The sequence below is a fragment of the Stenotrophomonas sp. CS3K5 genome, from assembly GCF_059515225.1.
Genome location: NZ_JCAKRX010000006.1, coordinates 233976 through 246409, shown reverse-complemented (window position 1 = coordinate 246409; position 12434 = coordinate 233976). Strand labels below are relative to the sequence as shown.

The window sequence follows — 12434 nt, the reverse complement described above, 5'->3', positions numbered from 1 at the left end:
GGCGGGTCAGGTCTCCAGCGCCACCGTCGGCACCACGTTCGGGAACACCTCTTCCAGCGGCTCCCGCTCGCCCGGCGCCGGCGCCGGCCAGTTGTAGGCGTTCACCGGCTGGGCCCGGTTGACCCACAACGCGTAGTACAGGTGATCTGCGCGGCCATCACCGGTGTTCGGGTGGATCAGGATGGTCAACCCCAGGCTGTTGAGCTGCAGCCACGGCACCAGAACGGGCAGCAGATCGTTGGTGAAGCCGAAGTAGAACGAGGGGGTGACGTGCGGCCCGCGTGGTTCGAGGTTCCAGTTGCCCAGCTCCACCGGGAAGCGCTCGGCCGCCCAGCGCCGCAGCAGCGCGGCCTTTTCGAAGCTGTCCTCATCGAAGTAGATGTGCGCGTGATAGCTCTTGATGTCGGTGTAGGGGCGCGGCGTGCGGGGCAACGTGGCTTCGCCGGGGCGCACACTGGCCGGGCGCGGGGTGGGTTCGCCTGCGGTCGCCTCGCCCCAGGGGCTGCGGCCCTTGGGCGCCGGCGGCACGATGGCACGGAAGCCGGGACGGCCCGGCGCGGTGGTGTTCACGGCGGCGTCGCCAGGGGGCGTTGCCGCCGCCGTTGACGCACTGGCCAGGCCGCCGGCCGCCAACCCGGCCGAGGCGATCAGGCGCCGCCGGCTGGGCGAAAGCAGGTCGGCCCACTGGGCGTCGTGGTCGCCAGCGTCGATGGCGACATCGGTCGGGGCAGGCAGGTCAGGGTGCATGAGCGGTTCCGTGGCGACAGCGTGGGGGCGAGAAGGCACGCTCGGGCAGGCCGGCCGGTGGCGTCCAATAAGCAGGCGGCATCACCTCATGCAGGTTCCCGCCGGTGCCATTGAGCCTGGGCAAGGACCGGGCTAGGGTGCCGGGATACCGCCCCGGAAGCCCGCCATGTTCCTGTCCGATGCCGACACCCGGCGCAAGCGCGCGACCTTCCGCCAGCTGCACGCCGAAGGCTGCTTCGTGCTGCCCAATCCCTGGGACGTTGGCAGTGCGCGCTATCTGCAGCGGCAGGGCTTCCTGGCCCTGGCCACCACCAGCGCCGGTTGCGCCTGGAGCGAAGGCCGGCCCGACGGCGCGGTTTCGCTGCAGGCCACGCTGGAGCACCTGCGGCTGATGGCCGCGGCGACGCCGCTGCCCCTGAACGCCGATTTCGGAGATGGCTTCGGCGCGTCCCCGCCCGAGGTGGCCGAGGCGGTGGCGGCGGCCATCGACACCGGCATCGCCGCGCTGTCGATCGAGGACGCCAGCGGCGTGGCCGACGTGCCGCTGCGCCCGATCGATGACGCGGTGGCGCGCCTGCGTGCGGCGCGCGCCGCCATTGATCAGGCGGGGGGCGAGGTGCTGCTGGTGGGACGTGCCGAGAACTTCTTCGTCGGCGTACCGGATCTGCACGACACGCTGCGGCGCCTGCGCGCCTATGCCGAGGCCGGTGCCGATGTGCTGTATGCGCCGGGCATCAGTACGCCGGAACAGATCCGCGCGGTGGTTGCCGCGGCAGGATCCACACCGGTGAACCTGCTGGTCGGTGGGCCCACGCCGCTCAACCTGAAGGACATCGCCGCACTCGGGGTGCGCCGGGTCAGCCTGGGCGGTGCACTGGCCCGCGCCGCGTGGGGAGGCTTGATGCAGGCCACCCGGCCGATCGTGCAGGACGGTCGCTTCGACGGACTGCAACAGGCGGCCCCGGGCGCGACGTTGAACGCGCTGTTCCAGTAGGTCCCCCTGCGCGGAGGGATCGGCCGGCGCCTACAACGCTTCGATCTGCCGCTTGGGCAGCGGGACACCGGCCTCGAGTGCGGGCAGCAGCTGGCGCAGCAGGCCCGGGTTGTCCTGCAACCCGGAACCATCCAGATAGGTCCAGCCCGGATCACCAACGCGGCGCACCGCCACCATGAAGGTGGTGCTGCGGATCGCCGTTCCGCGCACCCGCATCAGTGAGTGCCGCGGCACGAAACACACCTCCTCCTCGCCGGCGGCGTAGGTCCGGCCGGGGATGCCGACGTCCTCGCTGACGATCTCCACGCCCGCACTGCGCAGCTGGGCCGCCGCATCACCGGCGATCCGCGCGAAGGCTTCGTCGCCGCCGGCCAGCCGTTTCAGGCTGGGGTGCGTGCGCGCGATCAGGAACGCCGCATCGCCACGGCTGAAGGCCGCCACCATCGCGCGCACCTCCGCGCGCAGGGCTGCCGCATCATCGGGGCTGAGCTCGCCTGCGGTGGCGGGGGCGCCCGCGCACAGCAACACGGCCAGCAGCGGGGCAAACAGGCGTCGGCGCATCGTCGGCGATCTCCACGGGATGGGGCGCACTATACGGTGAAGGCAAAAACAGCGTCCCATCGATGGTGCTGGTGATCCGGATATTGCTACTTACTATTAGTAGGTAATGATTCCTGGAGATTCACCCGTGCACAGCCTCATCGTCACCACCCATCCGGAAACCGGATCGCTCACCCATGCCATCGCCCAGCGCATCGGCGACGCCATCCGGGCCACCGACGCTGGCAACACCGTCACCCATGCCGACCTGGTTGCCGAAGGCTTCGATCCGCGCTTCAACCGCGAAGACCAGGCGCTGTTCCGCGGCACCGGTGCGGTACCGGCCGATGTTGCCGCCGAGCACGCACGGCTGGACCTGGCCGATACGCTGGTGCTGGTCTATCCGCTGTACTGGTGGTCGTTCCCCGCCTTGTTGAAAGGGTGGATCGACCGCGTGTTCACCCAGGGCTGGGCCTACCAGGACGGCGCCGACGGCAAGGTACAGAAGAAGCTGCAGCGCCTGCGCGTGCATCTGGTCGGCGTCGGCGGGGCCGGCGCGGCGATGATCGAGCGGCGCGGCTATGGCGCGGCGATGAAGACCCAGATCGACATGGGCATCTTCGACTACTGCGGCGCGCGCGTGTTGTCGTCCGAACTGCTGCTCGATGCCGATAGCGGTGCGGCCGCCGCGCATCTGCAGACCGCAGTGGAAATCGGCCGTAAAATCGGTACTCCGATGCACTGATCGCCGTGTTCCGCCAATGCCTGCCAACGCCGCCCCCACGCGCCGCCGCCTGACCCGCGAGCAACGTGCCCGCCAGCTGCTGGATGTGGCCTGGGCGCTGGTCGGTGAGGAAGGCACCGACGCGTTGACGCTGGGGAGGCTGGCCGAAGCGGCGGGCGTGACCAAGCCGGTGGCCTACGATCACTTCGTGACCCGTCATGGCCTGCTGGCGGCGCTGTACCACGACTACGATGCGCGGCAGACGCAGGTATTCCACGAGCGCATCGATCGCGCCAGGGCGCGGCTGGGCGATCGCGCCGCTGCCATCGCCTCGGGCTACATCGACTGCATCCTCAGCCAGGGCAGCGAGGTGCAGGGCATCCTGTCGGCACTGGTCGGCGCGCCGGAACTGCAGGAGGTGCGGCGCTGCTACCAGCAGGACTTCATCGACAACTGCGAGGTATGGCTGGGCCGGTTTGCTGCGGACGGCACGGTGCCGCTGGCCGGCCGCTGGGCCATCCTGGGCGCGGCCGAAAGCCTGTCCGAGGCCGTGGCCGCCGGCGCACTGGGCCAGGCCGTGGCTGAAGCCGAGCTGCAACGCCTGATCGTGGCGACGGTCAAACGACGCTGACCGGGCTCAGGCCTCGATGACGGCGCCGGCCAGCGTTGCAAAGCCGGTGGCCAACTGTTCGCGCACCCGCGCGTCGCGCGCCTGGCGGCTGTCCGAACCGAGCACGACCGTGATCAGGCGCACCGGCTGCGCCTGCCCGGGCAGCCCCCGGCAGGCGGTGGCGGCCAGGCAGAAGCCGGCCGCCTGGGTGTAGCCGGTCTTCAATCCATCCACGCCTTCATCGCCCAGCAGTGCATTCTGGTTGGTTCGGCTGAAGCGGCCATGCGCGAACGCACGCTGCGCGGTAATGGCCAGGATCTGTGGATGGTCGGCCAGCAGATGGGCCGCCAGCACCGCCATGTCGCGCGCGCTGGATGCATGATGTGGCGTGGTGATGCCCGATACGCTGGCGAACCCGGTATCGCGCAGGCCAAGCTGGCGTGCGTGGTGGTTCATGCGTTGCAGAAACGCGCCCTGCGATCCATCCAGGTGGCGCGCGATCGCCAGCGCGGCGTCATTGCCGGAGACGATCATCATTCCTTCCAGCAGGCGCGCCAGGGGGACCGTTTCGCCGGGCAGCAGGCCCATCCGCGTTTCATCAGCGGCGACCGCGTGCACGTCGTCGCCGGCGATGGTGACCGTTTCGTCCCACGAACGCCCGGTCTCTGCGATGCACGCATACGCCGCGTAGGCAGTCATCAGCTTGGTCAGCGATGCCGGTGGCCGTACGGTGTCGGCGTTGTGCTGGTGGATCACCGCGCGGCTTGCAGCGTCAATGGTGATCGCAGAGAGCGGCGCGCGCGCCGGAGAGGAAGTCGGCATGGGTGCAGCGATGGCAACGGTAGCTGCGCAGGGTAGCGCGCAGCGACTGCATGAAGCTGCAACATTGAAACTTTATAACATCTGGTCATCACAAGCCGCAGGTGGCCCGACAGGACCCACGATGAGTTCATTCCTTCCACGTCGCGGGCGCCATGCCCTGCTGCTGGCTGCACTGGCTGCAGTCGGCGGCTGCCAGCCGAACCTGCGCGCCGGTCCATCGGCGCCGGCTGCGGTCCAACCGTACAACGTGATCGTGATGATCAACGACGGCGCCGGTTGGGGCACCTGGGATGCGGCCGCCTACTGGCAGTACGGCAGCCGCGAGGGTGCACCCTATGCGGCGTTCCCGCAGCGCCTGGCCGTGACCACCTACCCTCTGAATTCCAGCAGCCAGCCGACCGGCGACACTGCGCAGACCCTCGGCTACGACGCGGCCAGGGCGTGGGACACCGAGGCGGTTCCCGCGCTGGACCTGCCGTTCGCTGGTTACCAGTACCTGGCCGCAGTGGCGACCGACAGCGCGGCGGCAGGTACCGCGTTGTCTGCGGGCATCAAGACCTACAACAACGCCATCAACGTGGACAACGATGGCAGGGCGGTTGACTTCAACACCCTGCGCGCCAAGCGCCTGGGCATGGCCACCGGCGTGGTCACCTCAGTGCCGTTCGCGCACGCCACCCCGGCCGCGTTCGCTGCGCAGAACGCCTCGCGTAACAACTATCACGCGATCGCGCACCAGATGCTGGCGCAGGGGCATATGGACCTGGTGATGGGCACCGGCGGCCCGGGTTACAGCGTGGATGGACGCGCCTGTGGCCAGGGCACGGCGGCTGCGCCGGCCGAAGGCTGCGCCAATCCGTGGGAGTGGGTCTCGCAGCAGGACTGGCAGCAGCTGGAAGCGGGCAGCACCATCGGCGGCAACCCGGCCGGGCCGTGGCGCCTGATCCGCAGCAAGGAGGACTTCCTCGCGCTGGCGCAGGGCCGGCTGCCGACCGACCGTCCGTTGATCGGCGTGCCGCGCGTGGCCAATACGCTGCAGCAGGCACGCCAGCTGCCGGTGCTGGGCCAGGATGCGAGCACGCCTTCGGGCGTGCGCAGGATCGACAGCGTGCCCGATCTGGCGACCATGACCCGTGGCGCCCTGCGGTTCCTGCAGCAGCGTTCGGCCAAGGGCCTGTTCCTGATGGTGGAAGGCGGCGCCACCGACTGGGCCGCGCACACCAGCGCCTGTGGCACCGAATGGCACTACGGCTCATGCAGCGACCAGCCGCAGTACGGGCGGCTGATCGAGGAAACGGTGGAGTTCAACGACGCGGTGGCGGCGGTGGTCGAATGGATCGAGCACAACGGCGGTTGGGAACGCAGCCTGCTGATCGTCACCACCGACCATGACAACAGCATGCCGATGGGGCCGGATGCGCAGAACATCGCGTTCGAACCGGTGCGCAACAACGGCCGTGGCCGCATGCCGGGGATGAGCTTCCGCCCCACCGGCAACCACTCCAACGCGCTGGTGCCGCTGTGGGCCAAGGGCGCTGGCGCTGAGCTGCTGGGCCAGCGCGTGCGGGGTGTTGATGCCGGCTACCGCCAGCATGTGCGCTGGAACGACGGCCGCTACATCGACAACACCGATGTGGCAGCCGCCGTGCAGCAAGCGCTGCAACGCTAGGGGAGTGCCGGCCGCTGGCCGGCAGCTGCGCGATGCCCGATCGGTGAGGTTGCCGGCCAGCGGCCGGCACTACCAGGGGTGCCGCTTGGCGGCGGAGCCGGGGAGGGGCTGGCCAGCTGCCGCGCCAGCTCGGCGCTGGCGATGTGGCCATGCAGGAACAACAGGCTGCCGAAGATGTTCATGAGCGTGCCTCCACTTGAGTGGATTGCACGATACGGGCAGCATGGAGTGGCAAAAAGCGACATTTCCGCAAGTCTGACTTGAAAGAGGTTCAAACCTTGTGACCCGCCCACCCTTGCATGCCCTGCAGGGCTTCGTCGCTGCCGCCCGGCTCGGCAACCTGTCGCGCGCGGCGGCGTCGATGAACCTCACGGTCAGCGCGCTCAGCCACCAGATGCGGCAGCTGGAAGAGCGCCTGGGCCAGCCGCTGCTGGTCCGCCAGGCGCGCGGCGTCGCCCTCACCCTGGAAGGTCAGCGCCTGCTGGACCAGGTCGGCCCGCATCTGGATGCGATCAACGAAGCCTTCCAGCCGTATGCGGCGCGTGCCGAGCACGTGCTGACGATCAGCGCGGTGCCGTCGATGGCCAGTGCGTGGCTGGTGCCACGACTGGGGCACTTCGTGGCCGCCCATCCGCAGATCGAGATCAATCTGCAGTCCAGCGAACGGCTGGTGGATTTCGAACGCCAGCGCCAGTTCGACGCCGCGCTGCGGCTGGGCAGTGGCAACTGGCCAGGGCTGGTGGTGGAGCCGCTGTTCGATGAGTGGCTGCTGCCGATGGCCAGCCCGGCACTGATCGAGCGCATGGGCGGCATCGACCGTGTCCCGCTCACGCAATGGCCATTGCTGGGTGATCCCGACGGTGCGTGGGGCGCCTGGTTCGCCTTGAGTGGGCAGAGCCCGCCGCCCCGCTTCGTGGCGGTGCTGGATGATTCCGAAGCGCATCATCGGGCCGCGCTGGACGGTGTGGGTGTCGCCCTGGGCCGGGTCACGCGTGCGCGCCTGCTGCTCGACTCCGGCCAGCTGGTCGCGCTGTCCCAGCAGCGCTTGAAGACCGACTGGCCGCACTGGCTGGTGTACCCGCCACGCTCGGCCCATCACCGTGGTTTCCTTGCCTTCCGCGACTGGCTGCACGCGCAGGCGGCCGAGCATGTGCGGCATATGGCCGGCGTGCATCTGTAGCGTCGAGCGTGCTCGACTGTCTTCGTGCACAGCAGTCGAGCATGCTCGACGCCACGGATTCACCGCACCAGGGTGACCGCCTGTCCCGCACGCGCGAACGCTTCGCCCAGCAACGGACCGGCCTTGATCGCTTCCACCTCGTCGAACAAGGCGCGCAATGCCTCGGCCGGGCGTGAGGCCGGTGCCGCGACCGCTTGCTGGATCGCGGTGAAACGATCGGCCAGCACGCGGTGGCCGGGATGCGCCTGCGCCCAGGCTGCCAGCGGCTGGCGCACCCCGGCGGCGGCATCCAGGTGCTGCTGGTCGAACAGGGTGATGGCCGCAGCCGAAGTCTCCGCGCGCTCGATCGCGGCATGGCGCAGCTCGCGGCTGAGGAACAGGTCGTAGGCCGCGCCGCGGCCGACCGCGATGCGCAGGCCGTCGCGGTCAAGATCGGTCACCTGCTGTGCCGGGCTGTGCTCGCGCACCAGGTAGGTGCCTTCAATCTCCACATACGGTGCACTGAAGGCGATGTGGTCGGCGCGTGCCGGATCGATGGCCAGGAAGGCCAGATCCCAGGCATCTTCGGCAGCCGCGGCAACCACCGAAGCCGCCGCATCGTGGCAGGTGAAGCGGGCCTGCACACCCATCCGTTGCGCCAACGCGGTGGCCAGTTCCAGTGACGGCCCGCGCGGTGAGCGTGCATCGCCCTGTGCCAGCACGGGATTACCGAGATTGATCGCCACGCGCAGGAATCCCTGCGGCGCCAGCGCGCTTCGATGGTCGGCCAGGGACATGCAGGGCTCCGCGGGAAGGGGAGCTCCAGCATGCCAGCGTGGACGTCCGCGCCGCGTGGACTCAGCCGCGTGCAGCGAACGTACCGTGGAAGCCCAATGGCACCGCGTAGGGCAGCCATGCCTGTGCCAGGGGGCCATCGTCCAGGTGGCGCGCGTCGAGTACCGCCAGACCGCTGCGCTGGTTCACCGGATCGAGCAGGGTGCCGATCAACCAGCCGTCGTCGGCGTTGCGGCTGCCCGGGCGCGGCACGAACACATGTTCCTCGGCCATGATGTCCGGCCCGTAGTGCCACAGCTGGCGGCGTCCACGCTCGATGTCGAACGCCGCCACCGCGTTGAAGTACGGTGCGGTGGCCGGGCCGTCGATGGTGGGTGCGTACAGCCGCGCCCCCCGCGTGTCGGCCGAACGCGGGTCGAACAGCGGAAACTCCACCGCGCGGATGTCCAATGACTCCCAGCGTGCCTGGCCACGGCGCAGGTCCAGATGCAGTTCGACCAGGCCGGCGCCGCTGTTCGCGGCGTGCGCGCCATCGCCCGCCATCGCCTCCTTCATCGGCGAGCGCGCTTCGTTGATGTCATTGTGGCGCACCGCGCGCAGCACGATGCCACCCTCGCGGGTGAAGGCATCGCCGAAGTGATAGATCGCGGCGAACGGCGCCTCGAACCACTGCGCCTTGTCCGGCGCATCCTTGGCCACCACCGCGATGCGTGCCGGACGCTGCGGCGCGAACTGCATGCGCTCGAAGAAGCTGCCGCCGTTGCCGGTGAAGTCGAACGGCATCAGCACGAACACCAGGTGCTGCCCGGTCATCGCAAAGGCATGCAGGTAGCCATGCTCCGGCGTTTCAATCACATTGGCACTGCGCAGCCGGCCGTCCTTGCCGATGTGCCAGACCAGCAGGCCGTGACCCCCCATCAGGCTGATCGAACCGAAGTTCCACACGCTGCCATCGCGGTCCGGCAGCGGATGGGCCGAGAATGGCAACGCCGCCAGGTCCGGGCGCCAGGTGACTGGGCCGAGGGTCTGCAGCGAATCGGGGTCCACTTCGAACGCCGAGCCGGATTCGCACAGTGCGAACAGGCGGCCGTTGATCATTGTCACCGAGGTGTTGGCCACGTTGGCGTCATCGTTGTTGCGCACGGGCAGCGCAGCGGGAACGTGGGTGCCGGCCGCCGGATACTGGAAGCGGCCGGCCTTCTGTTCACGGCTGAACTTCGGCGTGGCCACCATGCGCCCGTGGTGGGTCAGGCTGCCATCGCCGTTGAAGCGCCAGCCATGCACCATGCCGTCGCCGTCGAACCAGTGGTCATAGCGGAAGCCATCGCGCTCGGTCCAGGCCGGACCGTTGCGGTACAGCGTGCCGGCCAGGCCGACCGGCAGCCGCCCCTGCAGCTGTACCGTTGCAGGGCCAAGGCATTCGCTGTTGACGCTGCGCCAGCCGAGCAGCCACGGATGCGCCTGCAGGCCCTGCGCGAAACGCGCCGGGTCACCGGCGAAGGCCGGTGCGCTGCGCAGTGCGGTGGCGCCCAGGGCCAGGCAGGCGCTGCTGCTGAGCAGGGTACGGAGGAAGCGGCGACGGTCCATGATGGCCTCGGGTCTGGATGCAGGAATCAGCGCAGGGTGATGTCGATGGCAGCGCCGGCAGCCGGCACGGTGACGCTCGCTTCGTCGAAGGTGGGCTTGCGCATCACCTGCGGATTGTTGCTGAAGCCATAGCCTTCCACCGGCATGCCGACCAGGTTGGTGTCGAGCTTGCCGTTGTCGTTCTCGTCGTGGGTGAGCAGCACCGCGTAGCTGCCTGCAGGCAGGTTCTTGAACACGAAGTGGGCGCTGTCGCCGCTGGGCCTGGCCTGCTGCGCCTGCACCGGTGCGGCCTTGCCGTCCCAGGCGCTGGCGCTGTCGACCAGGGCGACGCGCAGGGTGCCGGTCTGCGCGCGGACATCATGCACGGTCACTGCCAGATCGGCGGCATGGGCGCTGCCGGCCAGGGCCAGGGCAGTCAGGGCGGTGCTGAGCAGGGCGGTGCGGATCATGGCGGTGGCTCCGGAAGTGGGTGGTGTGCTGTGGTGTGGGGCCAGTCTGCGCGGGGCGTAGTGCCGGGTTCAGGGCCAGTGGTCATCGATTCGACGTGCCAGAAGTCACTTTCTGCGCCGGACCCATTGCCGGTTGCGGGCGCGCCCGTCAGCATCTGGCCATGGCCAGCCTGTTCCGCCACCTGTTGCGTCCGCTCAGCCTCGCCGGTCTGGTCACCGTGCTGGTGGTGGGCCTGTCGTTCGGCGCGCAGGGCCCCGCCGCCGGCTTCAGCCAGGCGTTGCTTGCCGCGTTCCTGCTGCTGTTCGTGGTGCATGGCTGGGCCGCCATGCCGACCGGCGCGCGTGCGTTCGCCGCGCTGCTGCAGGCCGTACTGGCGGTCGCTCTGGTGGCCCTGCAGCCGCGTACCGGCACGGCACCGGTGCTGCTGGTGGTGCTGGTCGCGCAGCTGGCCGAGCGTTGGCCGGCGCGCTTCATGCTGGTTGTTGCGGTGCTGGCCAACCTGGCGTTGTACGCGGTGCTTCGCCGCAGCGGCTTCATCCAGCCGCTGCTGGTGGTGCTGCTGTATGCCGGCTTCCAGGCCTTTGCCGCGTTGACCGCCCACTACGCGCGTCGTAGCGCACTGGCCCGCGACGCGCTGGCCCGGGTCAACGCCGATCTGCTGGCGACCCGCGCGCTGCTGGCCGACAGTGCACGCGATGCCGAGCGCCTGCGCCTGGCGCGTGAACTGCACGATGTGGCCGGCCACAAGCTCACCGCGATGCGCTTGAACCTGCGCGCGCTGGCGGCGGATCCGGCGCTGGCCGGGCGCGAAGGATTGGTGCTGGCCGAGCAGCTGTCGGGCGAGCTGCTCGACGATATCCGCCAGGTGGTGCAATCGATGCGCGATGATCGCGGCCTCGACCTGGCCACCGCACTGCATGCGCTGGCCGCGCCCTTCCCACGCCCTGCGCTGCAACTGCACATCGGCGAGGGTGTGTGCGTGACCGACCCGCTGACCGCCGAGACCGTGCTGCGGCTGGCGCAGGAAGCGCTGACCAATGCCGCCCGGCATGGCAACGCAGGCACGGTATGGCTGACGATCAACCAGGAGAACGCGCAGTTGCGTATCGATATCCGTGATGATGGCCAACGCGCCGAGCGTATCCGTGAAGGCAACGGCATCGCCGGCATGCGCGAGCGTCTGGCCGCGGTGCGCGGCCAACTGGAACTGGCCCGTACCGCGCAGGGCGGCATGCACCTGACCGCGTGGTTGCCGGCATGAGCGGTGCGGCGATCCGTGTTGCCCTGGCCGATGACCAGGCGCTGGTCCGCGCCGGCCTGCGCGCGTTGTTGCAGGGATTGGGTGTGGAGGTGGTGCTGGAGGCTGAAGACGGCCAGGCGCTGCTCGATGCACTGGCCGCGCAGCCGGTTGATGTGGTGCTCAGCGACATCCGCATGCCTGGCCTGGATGGCATCCAGGCCCTGCGCCAACTGCGTGCGCGCGGTGATACCACGCCGTTGCTGCTGTTGACCACCTTTGACGAAAGCGATCTGCTGCTGCGGGCCAGCGAAGCCGGTGCGCAGGGATTCCTGCTCAAGGACGCGGCTCCGGCCGACCTGCGTGAGGCGATCGAGCGCGTCGCCGCCGGTGAGACGCTGCTGCTGCCGGTCAGCACCGAGCCGATACGCGCCCGCTATCGTTTCCACGATGAAGCGCCGCCCACCGATACCTTTGGCGAGCGCGAAGTGGCGATCCTGCGGCTGCTGGCCGGGGGCTACAGCAACAAGGAGATCGCGCGCAGCCTGTTCCTGGCCGAGGGCACAGTGAAGAACTATGTCTCGGCCATCCTTGACAAGCTGGGCACCCGCGACCGCACCCGCGCGGTACTGAAGGCGATTACCCTGCGCATCATCTGAGTGGATGGCAGAAGGCGACGCATGAACCCGATCCTGCACGTTGAAATACCCACTACTGACCTGGAACGGGCCATCGCGTTCTACCAGCGATGGCTGCGGGTGGACGTGGATGCGCCGATCCTGCTGCATGACTGCCGCATGGCGTACCTGCCGTTTTCGGATGACGCAGCGGGTGCCAGCATGGCGCTGGTGCAGGGCGCGGACTACCGGCCTTCCGAGCAGGGCGCGCGCATCTACATTGGCGTGGGCGATGTGGAGGCCAGCCTTGAGCGCGCATTGCTGGCCGGCGCCGAACTGCGCTTCGGCCCGGCCGACGCCGGCGACTGGCGCGTGGCCGAGATCCGCGACAGCGAAGGCAACCGCATCGCGCTGCAGTCGCCCGCCGTTCCGTAGCGTCGAGCGTGCTCGACTGCAATTGATTCCGCTACCAGTTCCCCAGGC

Annotated in this window: 15 protein-coding genes; 8 read left to right on the top strand and 7 right to left on the bottom strand. The window is 69.2% G+C overall.

Annotation, left to right across the window (positions count from 1 at the left end; all coding sequences use genetic code 11):
• Positions 1 to 6: 6 nt before the first annotated feature.
• Positions 7 to 747 (bottom strand): DOPA 4,5-dioxygenase family protein, encoded by a 741-nt coding sequence (locus AC5YGJ_RS11490; RefSeq protein WP_496186600.1) that lies wholly within the window; start codon positions 745 to 747, stop codon positions 7 to 9.
• Positions 748 to 913: 166 nt separating this feature from the next.
• Between AC5YGJ_RS11490 and AC5YGJ_RS11485 the strand changes: the two genes are divergently transcribed.
• Positions 914 to 1741 carry an isocitrate lyase/PEP mutase family protein gene (locus tag AC5YGJ_RS11485; protein ID WP_496186599.1) on the top strand — a complete coding sequence of 276 codons (828 nt, stop codon included), beginning with the start codon at positions 914 to 916 and terminating at the stop codon, positions 1739 to 1741.
• Between the two features lie 30 nt (positions 1742 to 1771).
• Here AC5YGJ_RS11485 and AC5YGJ_RS11480 read toward each other — a convergent pair whose 3' ends face one another.
• Positions 1772 to 2302, bottom strand: a complete 531-nt coding sequence (locus AC5YGJ_RS11480; protein ID WP_309338856.1) for a hypothetical protein — start codon at positions 2300 to 2302, stop codon at positions 1772 to 1774.
• A gap of 127 nt (positions 2303 to 2429) precedes the next feature.
• On the opposite strand from AC5YGJ_RS11480, the gene AC5YGJ_RS11475 reads away from it, so the two are divergent.
• The gene (locus AC5YGJ_RS11475; RefSeq protein ID WP_309338859.1) at positions 2430 to 3026 is read left to right on the top strand and encodes an NAD(P)H-dependent oxidoreductase; all 597 of its coding nucleotides are present in this window, start codon (positions 2430 to 2432) and stop codon (positions 3024 to 3026) included.
• 16 nt (positions 3027 to 3042) lie between these two features.
• Positions 3043 to 3636: a TetR/AcrR family transcriptional regulator gene (locus tag AC5YGJ_RS11470; RefSeq protein ID WP_249842701.1), complete on the top strand. Its 594-nt coding sequence runs from the start codon at positions 3043 to 3045 to the stop codon at positions 3634 to 3636.
• A 6-nt stretch (positions 3637 to 3642) separates the two neighbouring features.
• Here the strand turns inward: AC5YGJ_RS11470 and AC5YGJ_RS11465 are convergent, their stop codons facing one another.
• Positions 3643 to 4437: a D-alanyl-D-alanine carboxypeptidase family protein gene (locus AC5YGJ_RS11465; RefSeq protein ID WP_249842702.1), complete on the bottom strand. Its 795-nt coding sequence runs from the start codon at positions 4435 to 4437 to the stop codon at positions 3643 to 3645.
• A 121-nt stretch (positions 4438 to 4558) separates the two neighbouring features.
• Here AC5YGJ_RS11465 and AC5YGJ_RS11460 point away from each other — a divergent pair, with 121 nt between their 5' ends.
• Positions 4559 to 6106: an alkaline phosphatase gene (locus AC5YGJ_RS11460; protein WP_496186598.1), complete on the top strand. Its 1548-nt coding sequence runs from the start codon at positions 4559 to 4561 to the stop codon at positions 6104 to 6106.
• Here the strand turns inward: AC5YGJ_RS11460 and AC5YGJ_RS11455 are convergent.
• Complete coding sequence (locus tag AC5YGJ_RS11455) at positions 6103 to 6288, bottom strand: hypothetical protein (RefSeq protein WP_496186597.1); 186 nt, start codon at positions 6286 to 6288, stop codon at positions 6103 to 6105. The two genes, AC5YGJ_RS11460 and AC5YGJ_RS11455, sit on opposite strands and share 4 nt — an antisense overlap.
• A 98-nt stretch (positions 6289 to 6386) precedes the next feature.
• Between AC5YGJ_RS11455 and AC5YGJ_RS11450 the strand changes: the two genes are divergently transcribed.
• A complete protein-coding gene (locus AC5YGJ_RS11450; protein ID WP_249842705.1) occupies positions 6387 to 7286 on the top strand; it encodes a LysR substrate-binding domain-containing protein in 900 nt (299 codons plus the stop codon).
• Between the two features lie 59 nt (positions 7287 to 7345).
• Here AC5YGJ_RS11450 and AC5YGJ_RS11445 read toward each other — a convergent pair whose 3' ends face one another.
• From AC5YGJ_RS11445 to AC5YGJ_RS11435, 3 genes are all read right to left on the bottom strand, one after another.
• Positions 7346 to 8062 carry a transporter substrate-binding domain-containing protein gene (locus AC5YGJ_RS11445; RefSeq protein WP_249842706.1) on the bottom strand — a complete coding sequence of 239 codons (717 nt, stop codon included), beginning with the start codon at positions 8060 to 8062 and terminating at the stop codon, positions 7346 to 7348.
• A gap of 61 nt (positions 8063 to 8123) precedes the next feature.
• On the bottom strand, positions 8124 to 9647 hold the full coding sequence (locus AC5YGJ_RS11440; protein ID WP_496186596.1) for a carotenoid oxygenase family protein: 1524 nt from the start codon (positions 9645 to 9647) through the stop codon (positions 8124 to 8126).
• A gap of 26 nt (positions 9648 to 9673) precedes the next feature.
• On the bottom strand, positions 9674 to 10096 hold the full coding sequence (locus tag AC5YGJ_RS11435; RefSeq protein ID WP_496186595.1) for a DUF2141 domain-containing protein: 423 nt from the start codon (positions 10094 to 10096) through the stop codon (positions 9674 to 9676).
• 161 nt (positions 10097 to 10257) lie between these two features.
• Here AC5YGJ_RS11435 and AC5YGJ_RS11430 point away from each other — a divergent pair, with 161 nt between their 5' ends.
• From AC5YGJ_RS11430 to AC5YGJ_RS11420, 3 genes are read left to right on the top strand one after another with little or no spacing between them, the layout of a single operon-like run.
• Complete coding sequence (locus AC5YGJ_RS11430) at positions 10258 to 11358, top strand: sensor histidine kinase (protein WP_496186594.1); 1101 nt, start codon at positions 10258 to 10260, stop codon at positions 11356 to 11358.
• A complete protein-coding gene (locus AC5YGJ_RS11425; protein WP_309338885.1) occupies positions 11355 to 11993 on the top strand; it encodes a response regulator in 639 nt (212 codons plus the stop codon). Before AC5YGJ_RS11430 ends, AC5YGJ_RS11425 begins: the two co-directional genes overlap by 4 nt.
• Before the next feature lie 21 nt (positions 11994 to 12014).
• A complete protein-coding gene (locus AC5YGJ_RS11420; protein ID WP_249842711.1) occupies positions 12015 to 12386 on the top strand; it encodes a VOC family protein in 372 nt (123 codons plus the stop codon).
• Positions 12387 to 12434 lie beyond the last annotated feature (48 nt).